The organism is Paenibacillus lautus NBRC 15380, assembly GCF_004000945.1.
Classification (GTDB): domain Bacteria; phylum Bacillota; class Bacilli; order Paenibacillales; family Paenibacillaceae; genus Paenibacillus_AQ; species Paenibacillus_AQ lautus.
The window spans coordinates 165,469-189,522 of sequence record NZ_BIMF01000011.1; the positions used below are offsets into that span (position 1 = coordinate 165,469).

Genomic DNA, 24,054 nt, shown 5'->3' on the forward strand with positions numbered 1-24,054 from the left:
CCCCAGAATGCTTGCGCCGGCGCATCATCTCCGAAGAGCTGTTGATAATCGCCCGCACCTCCAAGACAGCCGACATAAACGCCGCACTCGCGTCCCTGAATCCTGGATCCGGCATAACCTGAGTCCTCCAGTGCCTTCCAGCATTCCTCCATAAATATCCTTTGCTGAGGATCCATATAGCTGGCTTCCAGGCCATTAATATTAAAAAAGAATGGGTCAAACTGATCTATATTCTCTACAAAACCACCGCGATCGCAATACTGGGCCTCTTTCGGATAATGTGCCGAGAGATCCCAACGCGGAGACTCTCCAATAAGTTCTGCTCCGTTGGACAAGTGCGTCCATAGTTCGTTCACGTTAGCTGATTTAGCATACTTTCCGCTCATTCCGATAATGGCAATCGGTTCTTTGTTCATGGGTGTCACAGGAGCGACCTCATGCTTTACGAGATCAGCGGCTTGCTTGCCTGATAAAGAAGCCTTGTCGATAAACCGGCTGGAATAAGATGGCGATGCTGCTTCACCTAGTTCAGGTATATCCCGCCGATTGTCATCAGAGACGACTGCTTTGTTTAAATTCTGCCCAAGCAGGCCAGCGACTGCATCCCTGTGATCCGATAAAATATAAGCTGTAAGCTGCTTAACTGAACTGTAATCAAAGAGGCTCGTGGTATCGAGTTCGATTCGTAAGGCTTGATTAAGGACTTGTACCAGATGAACCCCGATAATGGAATCCAGACCATAATCGGCAAAGGACTCCTCCAACTCGATTTCGCTCCTATTTACTTTTAATGCTTCGGAAAGCTTCTCAATGATGGTCTCCTTCACATGATCTTCCAGCATCTGTTCGGTCATAACCGTGCTGGCCTGTTTAGCGGCAACGTTCTTTACTCGAGCCTGCTCTTCCACTGTGGAAATTGTTCCCAACCTGTCCCTCGTATCATATGGTTTGGCATTAGACGTGCGTTTGACCTCCGCATCGGCTCTGTCTGAATGGGGCACTTGTTTCACTCGGACCACCCCGTTACTACTTGCCGCAATGATCTGCTGTCCCCATTCATGAGACTCTTTTGCCGGAAAAAAAACCGCTTCGTAGCCTTCGGACTCCAACACGTCCTTCCAGGTTTCGGGATACAGACCCGGACTACCAGGAATGCGTAAAGGTGCATCTTCATAAAGCCACCAACCTTCCAGGAGCCCAAAGGTTAAGTGCGTAAATAATCGGTTATCGCTCAGCTCATTGATTAGAATCAAACCGTTCTTTTTCAGGACGGATTTGGTATTGCGTAAAGTTTGGCGGATATTTCGGGTCGCGTGAAGCACATTTGTTGCAATAGCAATATCGAATTCACCCGAAGGGGTGTTCGAGCCAGCAACGGGCGCATCAACATTCAATATTTTATAAGTCAAAAAGGGATTGTGCGGACCGTACTCCTTCTTAGCAAATAATAAAAACGCTTTGGAAATATCGGTGTAGCAATACTCCTCGATATAATCATTGTAAGGCTTTAATTTTTGGAAAAGCCTGCTGCTTGTTCCTCCCGTGCCGGCACCAATTTCAATGATTCGGATTTTAATGGCAGGAAATTCGTTGATCCGTTCCTCCATATACGCCAATAAGGTATCGGCAAGAACTTCATTGAAATGATCGGCGACGGGATTATTTTTATAGATGCCCTCCACCAGGTTCATGGAGGAATTCGGAAACATAATATCGGTGGCCAGGCGTTTACCTGTCAGAATTTCAGGCAATGCATGCATGAGCTCTTCAGCTAGTGTCATCCATGCCTTTAAACTCGGATCTTCCAGCCATTCGACTTTTTTCAGTTCCCATTCCTTCCATAATAAAGCCTTATCGACGGATAACGGATCCGTTACTTTGTACATATCACCATCCTGATAGAGGTAATGATGCTGCACAAGGACGCGCAAGCTTTCCTCAAACCACTTTTGGTACATTGGGATTATTCCAGTATGGGCTTTGCTCTCGGCTGACTTCGTATCCTTTTCCAATAATCCCATTGACGATAGCTCACTTAGCAGCATTCTTGATAGAAGGCTGATCATTTCCTTATTTAAACTTCGGGCCTCATTCATGTTCTGGAGCCGATCTGCTGTTCCCGAATTATAGTCCCTAATTTTGTTGATCACTGACGGTATGCTATCCGATCGGATATCGATGCGCTCTTTAGGATTCATGCCTTCCACGATAAGAGGTTTGGTCGTTGTAATCATCGCCATTTGATGAATCGGATTGGAAACCAATCGTTCCAAAGCTTTCATGCCAGCCTCAGGCTCAATGAGCCCCATCCCGATCCGGGACAGCTGCTGTACATCCTCTGAAGCAGAAGCGTCATCGCTGCTCCAATATCCCCAATTCATTACCTTCACCTTGCACGGCCATTCATGCGAAAGCCGATGTGCGAACGCATCCTTGAACGAACAGCCCGACGCGTAGTGGCTCTGTTTTGGATTTTTAATGAAAGCGATCAAGGAAGAGAAGAACATAACAAAATCCAATGGTTCCTTACGGAATACCTGGGCCATCCGTACGGTCACGTCAATCTTGGCCGATAGTCCTGATCTGAATTGATCCTCTTCCATGTCCAGGAGGCTTCGATTCGACAGCACCATCGCCGAATGCACAACGCCGTTAATTCGCGAAAATGTCTGCTTTATTTTTTCATAAGCTGCTCTGAGTTCTTCATAATCGGCTGCATCTGCTGAGATATAGACGGGTCTGGGTCCAAAACGAGCGATTCTATCCAAATCCGCCCGCATATGTTCATCCATCTGTCTGCGGCCGATCCACACCACATGGGCTCCATAAGCACGAACCATATACTCGCTCCATGCCTTGCCGATACCGCCAGCTCCTCCAATTACGACATATACGCCACCGTGCCTAAAGCTTGATTCCGCCGTTTCAGTAGTATTCAATGGTATAAGCTGCTGCCGGTACCACTGCTGTTTCCGGTACACCCAAGGGTGTCCGCGCCGATCAGCAGGAAGAGTGAATATCTCGGTTACAGGCCACAGACTACCAGCCTCCAAATCGATAATTCGGATATTCCAGCTCGGATATTCTTTTGCCATTGAACCTACCAGACCGTGAATGCCGGCATGCGAAGGATCGACCTTGCGAGATTCGTTAACCCTCTGCGTGTCCAATGTGATCACTGTCCATCCCAAGCTGCGGGCAGAATAACCCAATCCAATGAACGCTTTAATCAAGCGGAACAATGGAATAACGCCATACTCCTGTCGTTCAATCAGTTTTTCGTCTTCCAGGGAAGTTGACGTACCTGCAGGAGCAACCCACACGATATGATCAACTATGCCGAAAGCTTCAAGTTTTGCAGCAATTTCTGATATCGTATCTGCTGGTTTCATATTAAAAAAATGCACCCGCGGGTACATCTGTTGAATCATGTTCCTATTCTCTTCCCCACCAACATAGATCACATGATCGGAATCATGCGCCTGCCATGTGCCATTCTCTACCGGGACGGCCTCCCATGCTGGACTAAGATGAATATTTCCAACAGGCGTTTGTACCATTGCCTCCTGTGGAGCCGAATTAGACCGACTGCTTACCTCAAGCTCCCCTTCCAGCACCCTTGTTGAGAATCCTTTGATACGAACACAAATATTGCCCTGATCATCACATATATCGATATCCAGCTTTGGAGTTAAACCTGTCTTTGCATCCTTATCGTTGTTTCGTATCCATGCCCACATATTCGGCGTGCACTCCCCCCGAATATCCAGTTCCTGAAGGGCAAAAGGCATCACCGGGTTCACCGAAATCGGGGGCATGCCGCCAGAATTCATAGAATAAGCGATCGTCGCCTGTAAAGCTGAGTCCATTAGGCTTGGGTGGAGAACATACTCCTTCAAGGTATTTGAAACGGATGATGGCAAGGATAACTGAGCCAATACTTGTCCCGCACCTACATACGCTTTCTCTATTCCCCTGTGGGCCGGGCCATACTCCATCCCCATCTCATGAAAGACCTCGTAGAATTGGGAGGATGAGAGGCATTGTTCGCCGCACTGTTTCTTCAAATCTTCAATATTCAAGACATCCTTCGTTCCAGCTGATAGCAGCTCCGCGCTGCCTTTGCTGTGTACAACAGGCTCTGAATTTGTGCTCTCCTGAACTTGACTGTATATTTCGTAAACGATCCCTCCATGCTCAGCGGGAAGCAGCCGGATATTCACTGCAGCATATTCCTCCCCAACGGAGATAGGCCGAATCCAAACCACATTTTTCAGACGGATTCCCGTATGATGCTCCGCTCGGCTGCCAAGGGATTCCATGACTGCCATGCGCGCTATCTCCAGATAGGCAACACCCGGTAATATCTTCTGCTTCCCCACGACATGATCGGATAAGAAAAATTCATTTCCCCTAAAAGTGCTGCTAAATCGCTGCTCGGTAAAATCGGACGTGTTTTTGTGCAGCAAAGGGTGTATGCCTGCTTCAGCAGCCGCAGCTACGATTGGTTTTCCGGCAGCTGGTACCCAATAACGCTCCCGTGCAAACGGGTAGGTCGGTAAACTGATCCGGGAAGGCCTGGTGCTCTCGCCGTATAATAAATTCCAATCTAACTCCATGCCCGAAGCCCATCCCTCAGCCAATTCAGCCCAATATCCCTCATCGATCCATTGCCTGACGGACTGCTTATTCCTATCACCTGCAGAGGACGATGCAGCTGTATCCTTCATCAACTTGGCATTGCCTCTAAAGCCGTGTTTAAGTTCTTTATTCTCTAGAAAAGCTTGAAGCTCCTGAATCAATTCGAGGATATCCTGAGCGACAAACACAACTCGTTCGTCCATGGCTTCGCGTCCGACTTGCAGTGTATAAGCCACATCTTCGATGGAGATTATCGAGCGGTTCTGTCCCCGCTTGACCTGATCATCGGGGCCGTCATCATGATCAGTTTCAACGTTAGGAGCTCCCATCACTTCTGGGTGCTCATTCAGAAGATGAGCGGTTACGGAAGCAATCGTGCTTCTCTGTCCCCATTCCTGATCATCGATCTCAACGAGGAATTCATCCTGAATTTTTCCCTTTAATAATCGAATATGAACAGGCTCGACTCCATATTCACTCCACGGAACATCTAGTTCAATGAGTTCTTCATGAACATGCATGATATCAGCTAATAATTCCTTCAGTTTACCTTGTAGACCGACTGTAAATCCCGGCTCTTTATCCTGCTGTACCGGCTCGCTCTCAGGCAATCCTAACAGATAATCGAGCATCTCTTTTGCGTAGGTTTTGAGCCTTTCTTCATTTTTAGCCGAAACAGGAACAATCACAGGTCGATCTTGTCCATGGTTCGCCTGCGTTGTATCGCTTACTTTCGCACCTATGTATTCTTCTAGAATCATATGGGCATTTGAACCAGTGGCTCCAAAAGAACTTAACGCAGCTCTCCGCGGATAGCTAATCTTGCGCATGCCTTCCATGGTTACAGGTTGTTTCCATTCCTCCTTGGTGTGCTGCACATAGAATGGAGATTGTTCAAAATCAATATAGGGATTCAATTGCTCGGAATGTAGGGAAGGAACCAGTGTTTTGTGATAGATTTGGAGAGCTGCCTTCTGGAGGCCGATAACTCCCGCGGCGGACTCCGCATGGCCTATATTGGACTTTACTGAACCAATCGAGCAATACTGCCGCTCTCGGGTATACAACTCGAAGGCTTTCATTAACCCTTCGATCTCAATAGGATCCCCCAGCGAGGTGCCTGTACCGTGAGCTTCGATATAACCAATGGTTCGCGGGTTTATGCCTGATTGTTCGAGACAATCAGCGATCACTTCCCCCTGTGCCACTGGGCCAGGCACCATAATGCCGCTCACAGTCCCTACATGGTTGATCGCGCTGCCTTTTATAACCGCATAGATTCGGTCATTATCTTGGATTGCTTTATTTAATGGTTTTAAGAGGACTGCCGCAACGCCTTCGGCTGAAACGTAGCCGTCGCCTCCTTCGCCGAAGGTATGGCAATAACCATCACTTGAATGCATCCCCCACAACCCGTATGTCATATACTTCGACGGGTGCAGAGATAAATTCACCCCACCGGCCAATGCAACTTCGCTTTCTCCACGTTTCAAACTCTCCATCGCCAGATGAACGGCCGTGAGGGAAGATGAACATAGCGTATCCACGGTCATGCTGGGGCCATGGAAATTGCAAAAATATGAAACCCGATTGGCAATAGGGCCTGCATTCAGTGAAAGTGGAAATGCTTCCCCTTGGGAAGCAGCCTCTGCGCCCACCAGGGAATAATCCTTATGCATCACCCCCGCGAAGACGCCTACCTTCCGCCTGTTATTTTTACCTCGGGGCGGAACTAATGATTTAGGGGTATATCCAGCATCCTCAATAGCTTCCCAGCAAGTTTCGAGGAACAACCTTTCCTGGGGATCCATCGTTTCTGCTTCACGAGGGGATATTCTAAAGAATTTCGGATCAAAACAATCCGGGTCGTCAATGAATCCCCCCCATTTGGACATTGCTTTCCCGCCAGCTGATTTTATACCATCCATCGTCTTCCAGTCCCAGCGGGATTTTGGAATTTCGCTTATGCAGTCCTTTCCCTCCTGCAAATTCCTCCAAAATTCGTGAAGGTTTCTAGCTTGGGGATATCGGCCGGACATACCGATAATGGCAACGTCTCCTTCCGTTGCCGGATTATCAGAAAGATTGGAACCGGAAAACGAGCGCTTAGACGAACTCTGAAATTCCGGATCTGAAGCGGTATCAGGTACGGATATTACCGATGCAGCCTCGGGTTGCTTGAATTTTGAAGCATAGTTTTCTTCGAGATAAGAAGAAAGCTCGGCAATTGTTGTGTACTCAAACAACAAAGTCGGCGATAACGAGATATTAATGCTGGTCTCAATCGCCCTCACAATCTCTAACAATCGGGGGGAATCCAGTCCCATCTCGTAGTATCCGGATTCAGGATGGATATCCTCCACCTTACAGTTAAGTGTGTCCGCCATGAGTTGCCGCAGGAACCATTCGATCGAAATAACGGGTGTCGTTTCGTCGGCACCCTTTATGTGAAACTGCTTATTGGAGGTGACCCGAGGCGGCTTGCGCCGCTCCGTGATCTGAGATGATGAATGGGACCCTTTTCGCTCCGGATGGATCAACCCGGCATCGCGGACCAGCTTCGTGGATAAGTTTTTTAGTTCCCCGACTTTTTTTCCATCCCCATTAAAAAACTCCATCGTCCAAAACATCAGCTCATTCTTATGAAGGACGGATTCTCTCTGCACCCTTGTATAACACCGTTGCTGGAGCGGTTCCGAAGCATTAAAAACGGCATAACTCAGAGGCAAGAACAAGCGCTGTTCCTCTTGAGCCGAAGGAGCATATATTCTTCCACCTCCAACGCCACTGCCGTCAATCAGGGCAGGATGAAATAAGAACTCTTGCGAGCTGGCCATTGCTTCCCGACTAATAGAAAGATCCAGAATAGCTGCTGAATCCATCTCATAAATCTGGCCTTCCGCCTTCATAAATCCGGTATGCACCAAATCCTGGCTTCGGTACTCTTCATAGATGTCCTGGATGGGGAGCACACGGTTTGCTGCCCCCTTCACGAAGCCTAAATCCAGCGTTTCCGAGTATGACACCTGATCTCTTGCATGCATCTCCGCAGTGGCATAAAGTGTTTGCTCTGGTTCTTCCAGACCGTTACGACGATTCTGTCCCTCCAACCGAATCTTCCATATACCAGGAGAAGCCTCATCACATTGAATGCCGAGTCTTATAGTAACATCCCATCCGACTATGAGCGGTTTATATATACTTAAATGACGAAGCTCAAGTTTGTTGAATGCATAGTGATGCTTCTTATAAACCTGGTAGATAAGGTCAATATAGGCCAGTCCAGGCAATAATTGTTGCCCGTATACCTTATGATTGCTAATAATCGGGTTCTTGGCGGACAGGTTAAACTGTTCGTACATCACGTTTGCTCCCTCCTAGTCGAAATTTTCCCAAAAAATGCCCTGCGGAACGTTTGCTGCTGTTATTCTGCCGCTTGATAAGGTTTTGGAATGAGTTTGAGTCTCCCATAACTGCCGCCTATTTAATTCCGGAACCGGTAAAGGCAGTCTTCTAACACGTTGAAGAGGTAACCCTGCGCCATCCTCCAGGATCACATGAGCGTTGGTTCCTCCGTCCGCAAAACAGTTAATTGCCGCCACTCTGGATGTATGCGCCCACCCGGTTTTTTCTCTACTAAAAAAGAACGGAGATGATTCCATATCATAGTGAACCATCGCTTCTCCGCCTGATAAAAAAGGAACGAATTGCCCGTGATGCAGCATCAACACCACTTTAATAAAACTGGCAATGCCTTCTGCACAAAGTGGATGTCCGATATTAGGTTTCATCGATCCCAGCCCCAGCGGAACCGTGCTCGATTCCCGATAAATCGACTGAATCGCTTTAAGCTCCAGCAAATCGGTCACCGTGGTACCCGAACCATTCGTTTCAATATAGCTGATTTCCTCGGGTTGCCTTCCACTCTTGCGCAAGGCAGTCTCTAATACTTCCCTTTGTGCTTGAATATTCGGGGTTGACGGTCCTGCCGTTCGCCCGTCATTATTAACCGCCAAGCCCTTAATGACTGCATAGATCTTATCGCCATCGGCAATAGCTTGCTCCACCGTTTTCAACAGAACCATACCTGCGCCTTCTCCCAGCACGATACCTTCAGCCCGTTTGTCAAACATATGGAAGTCCTGTACCGGACTTAAGATCCCGCGTTGTTCAAAAATTTTGTGTGCACGGTCAGTGGTTAGCAGACTCGCGCCTCCGACAATCGCCGAATCGATATCGCCTGCTCGCAGAGCTTGTACCGCCATGTTCATCGCTACCAGCGCCGAAGAGCATGCTGTATCCATTACAACGCTTGGACCACGAAGGTCAAGGAAATGCGAAATATTGGCCGCCAGATAGTTCTGCCCAATCGCCACAATAGGATTACGCGCTTGGTATAAGTCGGATTCCTCCGGTTGATGCTGCGTTCGGGCTCCAATATAGACTCCCATCGGCTTGCCCTTTAATTCTTGCGTCGAATATCCAGCATGACATATCAGCTTCAGACTTTCTTCCAGCACCAACAGTGCCTGCGGATCCATGACTCTGGCATCTTCTTGCGGGATCAGGAAAAAGGACGGATCAAAGCTTGAGATTTCCTCAAGCATTCCAGCGTAATATGAGGTGGAGTGCCCCCACCGTTCATACGGAACCCGACGAATGGCCGATTTCCCTTCGGACAAAATCCTCCAATAGGCCTCAAGTGAACCGGCACCAGGGAATCGGCATGACAATCCTACCACCGCTATATCCGTGGCAGGTTCGCCTTGAAGTCCTTTCCTTGATGCTCCGCTTTCTAACAAAGCCATCAGTGCCTGAGGTGATGATGCCTTTACATCAGACATGGATTCACCAATATCCACAGTCTCCAGCATCTGCGATACCGCAGCAGAATGAGCATTGACCATCCAGCCTGCCAATGATTCTATGGTCGGATATTCAAATAGCAGGGTAGGCTCCAAATCCAACCCGGCCAGCTGATTGATTCGGCGAAGCAATTGAGCGATCATGATTGAATCTACACCATAATCTTGGAAAGCTATATCGGGCTCCAGTTTCGAAATAGGAATTTTCAGTTCTTCGGCCAGCAGCTCCGTAAGCCATGCTCGCGTTTGATTCAACAGGCCTTGGGGACTCTTGTTGGAATTAGGTTCCGGCGTTTGCCCGCTTTGTCTCACCCTGCCTTGCAAGCTCCCCTGGTTGGCAAACTGCATAAGCTTGCCGGGATTCCACAATTCGGGATTGACCACAGCCGGCATAACCACCGATGGTATTCGGTTTGAAAGAATCTGATCCAACAGCTGTAAGCCTTCCTCATTGGTTATGCTCAGCAAACCCGTCTGCTCATAAGCCCTGCTTCTCACTTCGCCCATTCCCGCCTCTTTCCAGCTCGGCCACTGAATGCTGGCAATGGGTACCGTATGTTTCGCTTTCTCCGCAAAATAATCCATATAGGCATTCGCCATTCCATAATCACTCTGTCCGGAAGCTAAAGCTGGAATCGTGGACGAAACCGAAGAGAAGAGCAGGAAGAACGATAAAGATTCATTTCGGAAGCACTCGTAGAGTACACGAAGGCCTGACACTTTCGGTTCGAAGACCTGCTCGATTCCGTCAACGGATTTTCTAATAAACGCTGGATTATGGGTGTCAATCCGCCCCGCACAATGAATAACGCCTCCGATGGGACCCATTGTCCTTTTGACCGACTCCATGCTCTGCCGAACAGCTTGCTCATCCGATAATGAGACCGACAAGATTTTCACTTCTGCTTGAAGTTCTTCCAACGCTTGAATCGCCTGAATTTTTTGTGCTACCGGCGTATTTTGCCCTTTAAAGAGACTCCATTCTTCACGTAAAGGCAGAACCTCCCGACCGGTCAGGACCAGCTTCTTAACGCCATATTTCTGTACAAAATGCCTGGCGCATAGGTAACCGATTCCTCTTGTTCCTCCCGTAATCCAAAGAACATGGTCCTCGGGGAAAGCGAACGCTTCTTTATCGGAAATTATCCCCTGCAACTCTTTCAGCGAAGCCCGATATCGCTTACCGCCCCGGTAACAGATTTCCGTGTCCCGACTTTCTGCAGCATATTCGTTAACGATCTGTTCAGCTATGATATGAACATCCGTCTCAGCATCCACATCCACATGCCGTGAGCTCAGGCGGCTGTATTCACTCTGCAGCATTCTGTACAGTCCAGCGCGTTCGGCACCCGACAAGTTGACTTCAGCATTCTGGAAAGCCTCCAGGCATTTCGTTACCCCAAGCAGTGTTAGGCCGTCTGTGTCAGCAAGCTCGATCCATTTCTGGAGCCAGGGAACCCATCCGGTCAGCCCCGTTGTATTCAACCCGCAGCCTACAACGTCGATACAGCCTCTATATTGCTTCCAATCCTGTTCAGTCTGATGAAACTCGCGTACCATATCCTGAATATCAATGATCCGGCTGCTTTTAAAATGCCTGGATATGTGAATAGCTAATTCCATCGTTTCCTGAGTAGTCAATATCGCAATGGTTTGCGTTACGGATTTGCGTCTGTCAGCAGAACCATCTATGGCAGTCAGTTCCCACTTTTTATTCAAATAGCTCACTTTGCGCTCAATTGGACTTTTTTTCCCGTTAGGGGTTACAAGTTCTCGCTTGGACTCCGGATTGCTCCACGCCTGAGCGTTACTCGGTTCGGGAACCCAGTAACGATCTTCGAAAAACGGATAGGTGGGCAAGCTGATTCTGCGTGGCTTCGTATCCACGTAAAGCCGGTTCCATTCCACATCCAATCCTTTAACCCAGAGACTTGCGAGCTTGTCATATTTTCTACGCTGAATCCATTTAGCAATGGCTTCCTGCAGTTCTTCGTCTCTTGTAAATACAGATAACGCTTCTTTGTTCCGTCTTACCTGACCATAATAAATACCGTCCACATGATCGCGGCCTTCGATATATTCCCTTAGTTTATAGGTCAGCTCTTTCATCGTAGATACAATCACAGCCAATCGTTCCTCCATGGCTTCCCGACCTACTTGTAGAGTGTAAGCCATGTCAATAAGGCTGGAGTCTTCATGCGGTTGGTCGCTGATATCCGCGAGAAGACGCTGCGCCTGTAACCTCAGCTGTTCTTCGCTTTTACCTGATAGCACAATGATGACCGGATTGAGACCTTCCATGATGATTGGTGAAGACTCCTCGACTCCGGGGATATACTCCTCAATGACGAGGTGGGCATTGGACCCTCCCGCACCAAAGGACGATATTCCTGCAATTCTTGGGTACTCCTTCATTACTCCATTCAACTCGAGGACAGGTCTTTTCCACTCCGCAAGCTCTTGCTGCACAACAAATGGAGTCTGGCTAAAGTCGATGTTGGGGTTTAAAACCCGCGAATGCAATGAAGGCACCAGCTGCTTGTATTTAAGCTGAAGCAGAACCTTGGTCAAGCCTGCGATTCCAGCCGCACTCTCACAATGTCCAATATTCGATTTTGCAGAACCGAGTGCACAAAACTGCTTATCCCCTGTGTATTCCTGAAAGATGTTGTGTAATCCCGTTATTTCAATCGGATCCCCCAGCGAGGTTCCCGTTCCGTGCGCCTCCATATAACTGATCGTGCGCGGCTCAATCCCCGCCTTCTTGAAAGCTCGTCCAATGACGCTGGACTGGGCTTTGGGATTCGGTACCGTGTATCCGTTGGTTTTCCCCCCGTGATTGATTGCAGTCGCCTTAATAACTCCGTAAATCTGGTCCCGATCCTCCATGGCATGGGACAGCGGTTTAAGAAGAACGGCTCCCACCCCCTCACCAGGCACGTATCCTTCTCCTCCCTCGCCAAAACTCTCACATCTTCCTCTGCTGGAGATAAACTTCCCCTGTGACAGATACAGATATTTATTGGGATGAATCGAAACATTAACCCCGCCCGCAATCGATACCTTGCATTCTCCCCTCAGCAAGCTTTGGCAAGCCAGATGAATGGCCGTCAAGGATGAAGAACACATCGTATCTATGGTCATACTTGGGCCATGGAAATTGAAGAAGTAAGACACCCGATTGGCGATGGATGCCGGCAGTCCGGGTAGCGCCAGGGGATTCCCCCTTGCTTGCTCCTGAGCACCGTAGAGCTGATATTCCTGATACATGGCACCGACATAGACGCCCACACTACCTTCCAAGCCAAAATCGCTGTATAAGCCCAGGGTTTCCCGGGTATATCCCGCATCCTCAAGGGTTTCATAGACACATTGCAGAAACAGGCGTTCTTGCGGATCCATCATCTCCGCTTCCCGAGGGGATATATTAAAAAACAAGGGATCAAATCGATCGACCCCTTTGAGAAAGCCGCCCCATTTACTGTTGGCTGTTCCTGGTTTGTTGCGATCCTCGTCATAATATAGATTGTAATCCCAGCGGTCGTTCGGTATTTCCGTAATGCAATCCTTGCCATTCTTCAGTACCTCCCAAAACTGCCGAATATTCTCGGCGCCGGGATACCGCCCGGACATCCCGATAATGGCAATATCCATCGCGGAAGACGCATCTTCATCCTGTTGCTTAATGGTTGGCTGTACAAAACGCGCACGTCTAAGGCTGGCAAGATGAGATATATCCGGCCCTTTCATTGAAACGGAAGGCGCTGCAAGCTGAACTGCGGGTTCTGCAGACAAACCCTCTCCCAGCACGCTCACCAACTTATCACGGTATGATTTGATGAAATATCCGGTCAATTCCCGGATATTCTGGTATTCGAAAAACAACGTTTTGGACAGCGAGCCAAACGTTTTCTCCAATTCATTAGTCAATTGGGTGGTCATGATGGAATCAATGCCGTAATGCTCCATCGGTGCATCCGTTTCAATTCGCTGTACGGGCAGCTTCAAGACGGTCGAGATTTGTTTTTTCACGAAGCTAATTGCCTTTTCCGTAAAATCGTCCTCACTCATACCCGGGAAGAGCTCATGATCTTCATGTCCTTTCCCTTGAATCGCTTCGATTTGCGTATCTTCCACAATCTGTTTTTCTGTGAGTTTTGTATAAAAATGCTCTAAATCCCCTTCCATGACCAGAACCTGGTCATTACGGGAAGCCCACGCTTGATAGAAAGCAAGGACAGCCGAGCCTGTATCGATAGCCGCCATGCCTAACTGCTGCATCATCATCTGTTCGGTCTTTTCATCGACATGCATCCCGCCGTCTTTCCATAAAGGCCAATTCATGGACAGGGTGTGCCCGCTCCGCTCCTTCGAACGCACAAGCTCGTTTCGGTACGTGGCATAAGCATCCATAAAGGCATTAGCCGAGCAATAGTCCGCCTGACCCGGGTTGCCCACGACTCCGAATACCGATGAAAAAATGACAAATAGATCAAGCTTCAATTCCTTGCTCGCCTGATCCAAGTTTACGATCCCTTCCACTTTCGGTGCCAATACCGCCTGCAGGTCTTCTACAGTTTTATTAAGAATAAGACTGTCTTTAATCACTCCAGCGCTATGAATGATTCCACTGAGACCACCAAACTCAGCTGTGACACGCTGGATTAGGTCATCTACTTCCTTGCCATCGGTCACATCAACCTGCCAGTATTCCGCTTGGGCCCCATGTACTCTTATTTCCTCCAGTTGAGACTCCATTTCGTTGCTGAGATCAGAACGGCCGGTTAGAATCAACGTCGTACCCTTTGTGCGTTTGGCAATCTCATTGGCAAAGATGAAACCGAGACCGCCCATCCCACCTGTGATCAAGTACGTCCCTGTGTCTTTCCACGGATTGCTATCTTCTCCCTGCAAAGCTTCAACCGCATCCCAGCTTTTGACCAATCGCTTCCCTGACTCGTACCGGATATGAAAATCCCGGGTGTCCTGAAGATTGCTTTTCAGCTTGGAGACGAGCTCCTCCGGCGTTTCTCCCGAATCGACCTCAATCATCTGGGCCGCGAGTTTTGGATTCTCGAGTCTGGCTGTCTTAAGAAGTCCCCCCAAACCGGAGATTAGCTGTTGGTCTCCATGCCTGGAGAATACGATTTGAATAAACGCTTTCGTCCTCGTTCCGGCTTTAAGAATGCTTTGAAGTTCCTTTAACAGCTTTACCGAGTAATCTTGAAACCGCTCCTTTATCCCGTTACGGTTGGATTGCAAGGATAGAATGCGAGCCCCGTTTACATCGGTTTCTATGCGCTCCTTCACCACATCGTCCATTTCGCAAAGCACGATACAATAGTCTTCGTAGCTTGCGAAAGTCGTATCCCTGGAAATAACCTGTTCCTTCCAAATAGGGTGCAGCATGAGCGTGTCCGAATCTGTACGTGATTGGAGCAAGGTTTCCTCGTCACTTCGTTCTCTCCAGGATAATTCTCTCATCCTCACACACAACGTTCCTTGCTCATCATAAAGGTCAATATCAACTTTCTTTGATTGTCCTCCAGTGGTATTTTGATTGCTGTATTGAACATGTGCCCACATGACTGAAGAGCATCTCTGTAACACATCGAGTTGTTCAAGTGCAAACGGAAGAAAAAGCCGCGATGAAACTTTGCCGTCGGAAGTGCCTTGCTTCTCCGAACCAAGCATCAGAATCATTGCGGCTTGCAAAGCCGAATCCAGGAGGCTGGGATGCAGAATATATCGAGCTGCTGTACTCTCGATCAAGGAAGGCAACAGCAGCTTGACCAGTACGCGGCCGCCCCCGCTGTATACCTCTTCTATCCCTTGGTGGGCTGGACCATAATGAATTCCGGAGCGCTGAAAAGTCTCATAAAAATGCTTCACCGTATCGTTTGTCCTGGTTAATTGTCCTTTCAATCGATCGATATTCACGCTGGTCATTTCGCCATCCAGATCTGTGTTAATCTGAGCATTGCCCTGGCTATGTACAATAGAATCCCCGCGTCCCTCTTCGGTTTGACTGTAAACTTCGTAGGTAACGTCACCGTTTTCGCCTGGAAAAAGCGCAATATGGACTTGAACCGGATGTTTACCAACGATTACCGGCTTGGCCCACACCACATGTTTAAGCCGAATCGGTGAATCAGCATAAGATGATAACCCAGATGCCTTTTCAACCGCTTCCCGTGCCATTTCAAGGTACGCTACGCCCGGCAGCACATGGCGCCCCTTCACCATGTGGTCCTTCAAGAAAAACTCTTCACCCGTAAAGGTAGAACTATAGCGTTGTTCTGAAAAATCGGATGTATTCAAATGCAGCAGCGGATGAACATAGGAGGTTTCAGCCCTCTCAGCTGTAACAGCATGATCCGAGACGCTTTCCGCTGGGATCCAATACCGCTCCCGTGCAAAAGGATAGGTGGGCAAATGCACATGCTGTGTCTTTCCCTTCGGAAATATAGCCTTCCAATCCACTTCATGTCCTTTTACATATAATTCTGCTAATGCCTTCAATTTGCTGCCGTATTCCTGTACATCGCTCCTCTTGAGGGACTGTAGTTCTGATACCAACACCTTACCCAGATGTTCAAGCAGCGGCTCTTGCTTCTTACCGATTAACGAGATTTGATCTTTACAATATCCATCCGGTTTACTATTCTCTAGCACCTGCTTTAATTTCTCCCGAAGTTCCGGTACATCCTTTACCACATAGGCAGATCTTATTCCGAAATGCTCCCGCTGGAGCAAGAGAGTTGCGCTTACATCCGTCAGGCTGATCCCACGCCCATTCCTATCGATCCATCGTGCTAGATCCAGCTCCCTTTGCCGCAAAGATTCTTCTGTTTTCGCAGATAAACAGATGAGATAGTGGGGGAGCTTCTTGGCGGATTTTTTCTTCATCGCGGGTGCTTCTTCGAGGACGATATGCGCATTCGTTCCTCCGAACCCGAATGAACTAATGCCTGCACGTCTCGGAAAGCTTTGTCCGTCTGCTCCCTCAAGAAGCTTCCACTCCTGCAGCTTGTCTACCATGTAGAATGGACTTTCTTCAATTGAAATACGGTGATTCAATGTTTTGAAATTTTGCAGTCCAGGCAGCTGTTTATGCTTCATGGACATGAGGACCTTGATCAGTCCGGCAATCCCGGCGGCAGATTCCAAATGCCCGATATTTGTTTTCACCGAACCCAGGCCGCAATAATTCTTGGAAAGTATTTGGTCCTTTTTCGATCGTAATTGAAAGGCTTTTAGCAGTCCTTGAAACTCCATCGGATCTCCTTTGGGAGTTCCCGTTCCATGAGCTTCAATATAACTGATGCTTTCCACGGGGATGTCCGCTTTCTTATGGGCCTCAGCTATAACATCTGCCTGGGCTTCAGGGTTGGGATAAGTAAGTGTATGGGTTCTGCCATTATGGTTCACGGCAGTTCCCTTTAAGACGCCATAAATGGAGTCCCCGTCTTCTAGGGCTTGTTCCAAAGGTTTAAGCAACACGACCCCTGCCCCTTCACTGCGCACATAGCCATCTGCACTGTCGTCGAAGGTTTTGCATGAGCCGGTCGGGGACAGCATCCCTGCTTTGGAAAAGGAGATATGACGTGAGGGGGTAAGAATAAGGCTGACCCCTCCCGCAAGAGCCATATTGCTCTCCCCGAGAAGTATGGACTGGGCCGCCGAATGAATCGCGTTAAAGGAACTTGAGCATGCTGTGTCTATCGGAAAACTCGGACCTTTCAAATTAAAGAAATGGGAGATTCGGTTCGCTATGACGGCAGATGCCGTTCCTATGGAATGATAGGTTTCGATAATCTGGTTCGTCTGCTCCTGCAGCCCTTTATAATCAAAATTAAAAACCCCCATGTAAACGCCGATTTTGTCCCCTGATATCTGGGAAGGAAGGATCCCGGCGTCTTCCAAACAGGACCATGATAATTCCAGCATGATCCGCTGCTGGGGATCCGTCGCTTCTACCTCCCTTGCCGAAAGGCCGAAAAAGCCCGGATCAAAGGCCTCTGCATCTTGAATAAAGCCGCCCCACTTGCTGTTACTCTTGTTGTCAGCCTGCGGATCGCCCCAATACTCCTTCCAATCCCAACGCTCTTTGGGGATCTCCTGAATGCTTGAACGACCTTCTTTCAGATTGTCCCAGAATTCTTCATAGTTCTGTGCTCCCGGAAACCGGCAAGCTATACCAATAATCGCGATTTCATTTTTCATTTATATGGTACACCTCACTTTTAATAAACCTCTTGAGCGCTTCGATTGCCCTGAAGATCTGGCAGGCCAGGTTCCTCCGAAGGCATTCGAAAGCTGTTAAATCTCCGGTTCAACAGGGCAGCCGTTTCCGTCATCAGTTTCTCGGCAATCTCATCTACATGCCGATTCCGCCAATCCTCGAGCTCCGTTCCTTTCACCCATTGATTAAATGCGCCTAAGGCTGGCCCGCAATGAATTTGATAGTCGACTTTATTCTCCTGATCCCCTTGCAGAGCCAATCGCGTGCTGTAACTGAAATACCACCTGAATATCAAAGCCATTTTATATTTGGGATTCCGTTCTGCCTTCTCAACGACTTGAGGGTAGCGTGTCCGAACTGTTTCATATACGCTCTCAAAGCTGCGCTTGAAATATTTTTCTTGGATCTGCGCCTTTGTCTTCTCGTCAATATCATCAATGGAATTGTACTGACGGTATAAATCGTACAGTTTATTGGAGCGTGCCGGGAAGAACAGTCCTTTTTTCAGCACCTGTACCCGAGCCCCCATCTCAAACATATCCCCGGCAGGCGCGTATTCCGTATCCTGAACGTTCATTTGCTGGAGCAAATCCTTTACTTCGTCGCTAGTTCCAGCCTCGACCGTGCATTGGTTAATCGAACCTGTCACAATGAAATCCGCACCCAATGTAAATGCCGCCGATATGGCATCTGGGGTGCCGATCCCCCCTGCAGCTCCTATCCGAATGCTTGTAGGGTATGAATACCGTTGCATCATCTCATCCCGTAATTTAATCATGGCCGGCATTAAGGCATAGGCCACGGCACCGTCTGTATGACCACCGGAATCTGCCTCGGCACAAATATCATCAGCAACAGGGACTTCCCTGAGCATAAGAGCTTCTTCCAACGTAATCTTGTTTTCTTCCCGCAGCTTTGCAATGATTCGCTCGGGTGCTGGACTAAGAAACGCCTCGGCAACTTCCGGCCGCGATACCTTGGCAATCATTTTATTTATCGAAACAACCCTTCCATCGGCATCGCGGGTTAAACTTTTGGCTCGGTATTTGACCAGGGCTGGAGTGATATTCATGAAAGCTGCCGCTTCCATAACCTTCACGCCGCTCTGAAGAAATATGTCCACCGTTTGTTCTTCGATTTCCGGCTCAGAAGGATTGTGCACCAAGTTCATGCCGTAAGTTTGACCTTCAGAAAGTTCTTGCTGTATGTATTGAATCGCCTCGGCGATTTGGGGTAATTTTAAACCTCCAGCTCCGAAAAAACCCATCATTCCTGCCTTGCCCATTCTTACAACCATTTCTTTGGAGGCAATTCCCCGGTACATAGCCCCAGTCATATAAGCGTATTTAAGATTGTAATCCCTTCTGAATGCTGCGCTTCCCAGCGAACATGGTTTAATTTCGAATGAATACACTTGTTCGACAGCTATCGGTTCAGATTTATTAGATATCTCTAAATGGCTTTCGTTCAGATCCACATGCACGGTTTCAATAACTGCTTCAGCAACGAAAGCAGGTTCATCCACAATTAGAGGTTCCGCTTCGTTCTTGATTCTCCCAATTAAATCGGTTAAAACCCTTCCCGGACCAATCTCCTCAAAATCGATAACACCAAGCCCCATCAAATATCGAATACTTTCCGTCCATCGAACGGAGCTTGTAATCTGTTGAACCAGATTCCGTTTGATAGAGGACGTCTGATATCGCCTGGCATACACATTGGAGATTACCGGAATACGCAATTCATGGAACGTGAAGTTCTGGAGAAAAGCTTCAAATTCTCTGCCCGCATCCTCCATATGACGAGAATGAAAGGCACCGCTCGTTCGCAAGGGGATAAACATCATGACATCCTTAAGCGATTCAAAGACCTGCTTGGCGAGATCCATGTCTTCCCTCGCTCCAGAGATTACGATCTGATGAGGGCTATTCAGATTGGCGATATCGATGGTTTCAAGTCCGTGTTCCTGCAGCACTTCTGCAATTTGTTCCTCGGTCGGTCCGATGACGGCTGCCATGCCGCCCCCCGCAGCCTGGCTCATTAACTGCCCTCGCTTTTGTACAAGTCTTAGACCTGTAGCAAAATCAAAGGCTCCTGCGGCCAGCAGGGCGTTATATTCCCCCAGACTATGTCCCGCAACAAAATCTACCGTTCTTGCCGAAAGCTTAATCTTGCTGAAGTAGCTTAAAGCATTTACGGTATATAATGCCGGTTGGGTATACTGAGTCTTATTCAGATTAAAATCAGGATCTTCCAAGCATAACTGTTTGATCGAATATCCTAGAATATCATCTGCTTGTGCAGTCAATTCTTTAAACTCGTCGAAAAGCTCCTCACCCATTCCTTTTTTCTGGGCTCCTTGGCCGGGAAATACATAGGCTAGCATATGCTTGTACCATCCTCCCAAATAGATAATTATTGGTGTTGATTGAGCTTTGGACTTTTTGAAAATGAACATAAAAATGCCTACGATGTCCTCCCCAACGAACTGGAGGCTTCGTAAGCATTCACACGAAATACGTGTATCATTATGGCCCTTAAATGTTCTTAACGCGCCGGAACGTCGATTAAGTCAGTTTAAGTTTTTGTTAAATTAAGTCATTCATTACCAATATATTATTATATAAATATTTTTTTGTAAACTATTAATCTTATAAGATTAGTCGTTTATTTTTTCTTTCAATTTCCCTGTTTCGACATTTATTTCATAAATTATTTGGTATTATCTTCTTCATCAAAAGGAAGTGGGGGAGCAATTTATGTCATGGTATGCGTTATTTGTTAAAACCGGATACGAGTCTTCAATTAAAAAATGGCTTGACGCCAGATTCGATGATAGCTTGCTAACCAGCGTGATTCCTAGAAGGAAAGTACCGGAGAAGAAAGACCGCCAGGAATACCATGCGATCAAAACACTTTTCCCCGGCTATGTGTTTGTGGAGACAAAAATGAATTTTTCCATATATTATACATTAAAAGAGAATCCCTTCATTTACAACTCGCTAAACTATCTTAATAACAAGGATAAGGGATTACTCCCATCGAATGCGCAGCAAGTCCACCTGTCATCTCAAAAACCGGACGAGTCTTATTTTTTCAAAGAGATCCCCAAAGATGAAATGCTGATCGTTCTCAAACTGATCAGTGAAAGTGAAGTTATCGAATATTCCCAAGTCACGTTCCAGGAGTCCAATGTCATCGTTAAATCGGGTCCGTTGAAGGGAATGGAAAGCCTTATAAAAAAAGTCGATAAGCATAAAAAGCGCGCGAAAGTGCTCATGAACATCATGGGAAGAGAGCAACTGGTCGATTTTGGAATCGAGATCATTAGATGATGGATACATGGACCTGCTTCCCCACACAGAAAAGGGGCTGAAATCAGCCCCCCATTCCTATCAGCATTATGATTTTCTTCTGAGCCTATCTTTGTACCGCTGGCACCCCGCCCCGCTTCTGCGCCGCCATCTGCGGATACGCAATGCCCAGCAGGATGACAATAACCCCGATCCATTGCAGCGCAGTCACCTGCTCGCTCAGCACCAGCACCGAAGCGATAACGGCGACGGGCAGCTCTCCGGCACCAAGAATGGTTGCCAGTCCCGTGCTGATTTTGGGTGCACCCAGTGCGAATAGCAGCACGGGCAAAACAACACCGAATACGCCCAAGATGAGGCCGAACAGCCATAACCCGTTGTCAAACAGGGATATCTCCGTGTACACTTTCGGCGTGAACAGGATCGTCAGCAGAATCAGGCCACCCGTTGAGGTATAGAAGCTCCGGGTAATCGGTGACATCTGCGTCTCGACCCGGCCGCTGAAGAAAACAAACAAAGCCATCATCAAGGCAGCAGTCAGCCCCAATAAAGTCCCTTTCAAATTCAGCTGAATCTCGCCTGCGCCCAAAATCCCCCCAGCCATAATCGTCCCGACGAACAGGATGATAACGGAGATGACAGTGGATTTATCCGGCCATTGCCGTTTCACAATGGCTTCGATCATGACGCCGATCCAGGTAAATTGAAATAGAAGAACAACGGCAATCGATGCCGGAATGCTCTGAAGGGCAAGGTAATACGTGACGCCTGTAAGACATGTACATAACCCAACCCCAGCTAGTCTTAGGAATTGCTTGCCCGTAACCTTTTGACGTCCAAAAAACAGCATCAGCACAAACAGAATGATCCAGCCTGTCCCGAATTGGCTGATCATAACCTCCTGAAATAGGAATCCTTCCTGGTAAGCGAGCTTAACGACCGTTGACAGAATACCGAAACAGCAGGCTCCCAAAAATACGAAGAATGAATTTTTCAACAAATGCAACAACTAAAAACTCCCCCTTACGCAACAAAAAAACCCCACTTTCACTGTTTTGGAATCCAGAAAACAGTAAAAAGTGGGGTTGACTCTGTTTGATATTGAATTATGGTCTTATCTTAAGACAAAATCTCAACATTGTAAATACCAAATGGGGTAAGTTTGTATTTATGAAGACAGCTTTGCAAAGATCTCTCTCAATTTAGCAACAGCCTCGATTTCCAGAGCTTTAATATCCTCTACCAGCGATATCGCCGTTGTTGCTTGAACCTCCGAATTAGGCTCCCCGCCTAACGGAAATGGAAACATCTGATGCAGGACACTGAACTTCTCGCACATTCCCGAATATAACGCACTGGCTTCCTTGAACTGCTGCGTAAGCTCCGGTCCTTCCTTATTCGCATCGGGCCAAGCTGCAATCAGTTCCTTAAAGAACTCAGCAGCGTAATACCGGGCATCTCTTAATACCTCGATGTTGTAAGCATGACCGTTCGGTTCTATCTTCCGCCCCTGCAGCGATTCAATCCAGGCATCATATGCCGCAAGCCCCTTCACTGCCGTCGGCACCACGCTTTCTTTCCCCTCATATTGTTCGATGGCGGTTTCAAGCGCAAGTCGAAGCTGCTGCTGAAGCGTTAAATCGACCGAACCCTCAATGGCCAGGACGAACAGATCTTCCAATACACTCCTTCCGAGATTCTCATAAGGCAGCGTATCCACTCTTCCGCATTCCTCGGCATAGAGGGTTCTGGTCTCATCGTCATATCCATACAGCGTACCGAATTCAGGAATGAAAATATCCCATGCCAGCACAGGGTATCCGCGATCCAGCGAGCTATGAATCAAATCAAGTGCCCTTGGCAGCTCCTGATGAATGCTGCGCTTGCTCATGGCGCTCTTCTCCAAGACGGATGGATCCAGTAGATTGGCATTTGCACCGATGCCCTCCGACATGCCGTCGACATATTTGGAATGGAAGCCGATATTATGAAGTCCCCGAGATAATACTTCGCCAAAAAAATACGCCGTCGGACCTGCAATGTGAACTTGATCCGGAATGATGTTAATCCGGAATGCATGACCTGTAAGCCCCATAACCATCGGCAGGGATAGCTTCCGATCCGTAAATTGAAGCATTTTATACGTGGCATCCGCAGCGGTTGTCCAAGTTTTGATTTCTTTCAACGATCCTTCATACGACAGAATCTTCTTTTTCATAATTCCCAAGTCCCTTCTCGTCTTAATATAAGAGTCAACGGTGACGCGGATTTTTTCTTGGATCACTTTCTTCCGTGATCTCGAAATAATCTGATACACATTGGCCGAAGAGAGCTGAAACAAGTTGGCAATTTCTTGCGGGGACAGCTGATCGAAAAAATGGGATTCGAAAATAAGCCGTTCGCGTGGCTTCAGGCATTGAATGATGTCCGTTAAAACACGCAGCGTCTCTTGCTGGACGATTCGATCCTCCGGCACGTTGAATCCAGCTGCAGCTTCGGTTGCAGAATGATGGAGCCTGCCCAGAATGCTGTCCAGATTGTTCCACTGATCTGAACCCCCGGCACTATCAAACCTTCCCCTGCCTTCAAGCTCGGTGAAGGTCTGCTCTTTCATCACGTGGCTTCCTTTAAGCCGGGTATAGGCCTGATTCCGGACGATCCGCTGCACCCACGGCAAGAACCGCCGGGCATCGACCAATTTTCCCAGGTGCATGAACGCACGGATTAGCGCATCCTGTACAACGTCCTCTGCCAGGTAGGACTCCCGGGTTATAGCTCTGGCATAGCCATATACCTTGGAGCGATGACGCCGAACAAGCTCCCCGAATGCTTCCCGCTCCCCTGCCTGCGCATATTCCACCAACTCCTGATCTTCCATCTCATCCCACTGGACCGTGCGGTCTGCTGTCGTTTCCAATTGCTCAAACCCTCTTTCTTATCGTTGACTACTTATATGACCAGAGAAGTTTGTCATTTCTGACAAAGTAAT

6 protein-coding genes (1 of these 6 only partly in view) are annotated in these 24,054 nt (G+C 48.0%); 1 reads left to right on the top strand and 5 read right to left on the bottom strand.

From position 1 onward, the window contains the following. The 3 genes in view from PLA01S_RS19605 to fabD are tightly spaced (at most 20 nt apart) and all read right to left on the bottom strand, a layout consistent with a single transcriptional unit that may run on beyond the window. Positions 1 to 8,003, bottom strand: partial view of an SDR family NAD(P)-dependent oxidoreductase gene (locus PLA01S_RS19605; protein WP_246059698.1) — the 5' portion only. 2,332 nt of this gene lie to the left of the window's left edge; 8,003 of the gene's 10,335 nt are visible here — the first part of the coding sequence; it begins with the start codon at positions 8,001 to 8,003; the stop codon falls past the left edge of the window. Positions 8,004 to 8,018: 15 nt separating this feature from the next. Then, the gene (locus PLA01S_RS19610; RefSeq protein WP_127593646.1) at positions 8,019 to 17,732 is read right to left on the bottom strand and encodes an SDR family NAD(P)-dependent oxidoreductase; all 9,714 of its coding nucleotides are present in this window, start codon (positions 17,730 to 17,732) and stop codon (positions 8,019 to 8,021) included. A 20-nt stretch (positions 17,733 to 17,752) separates the two neighbouring features. Next, positions 17,753 to 20,137, bottom strand: a complete 2,385-nt coding sequence (gene fabD / locus PLA01S_RS19615; protein WP_127593647.1) for an ACP S-malonyltransferase — start codon at positions 20,135 to 20,137, stop codon at positions 17,753 to 17,755. 358 nt (positions 20,138 to 20,495) lie between these two features. On the opposite strand from fabD, the gene loaP reads away from it, so the two are divergent. Continuing rightward, positions 20,496 to 21,086, top strand: a complete 591-nt coding sequence (loaP, locus tag PLA01S_RS19625) for an antiterminator LoaP (RefSeq protein ID WP_246059687.1) — start codon at positions 20,496 to 20,498, stop codon at positions 21,084 to 21,086. 85 nt (positions 21,087 to 21,171) lie between these two features. On the opposite strand, the gene PLA01S_RS19630 is transcribed toward loaP, so the two are convergent. After that, positions 21,172 to 22,074, bottom strand: coding sequence for an EamA family transporter (locus PLA01S_RS19630; protein ID WP_127593648.1), 903 nt, complete (start codon positions 22,072 to 22,074; stop codon positions 21,172 to 21,174). A 159-nt stretch (positions 22,075 to 22,233) separates the two neighbouring features. Further along, positions 22,234 to 23,982 carry an RNA polymerase sigma factor gene (locus tag PLA01S_RS19635; protein ID WP_127593649.1) on the bottom strand — a complete coding sequence of 583 codons (1,749 nt, stop codon included), beginning with the start codon at positions 23,980 to 23,982 and terminating at the stop codon, positions 22,234 to 22,236. Between the last annotated feature and the right edge of the window lie 72 nt (positions 23,983 to 24,054).

Excerpts from the sequence above, each read along its gene's own strand:
- fabD (WP_127593647.1), bottom strand. The coding sequence starts at position 20,137 with ATGCTAGCCTATGTATTTCCCGGCCAAGGAGCCCAGAAAAAAGGAATG.
- PLA01S_RS19610 (WP_127593646.1), bottom strand. The coding sequence starts at position 17,732 with ATGAAAAATGAAATCGCGATTATTGGTATAGCTTGCCGGTTTCCGGGA.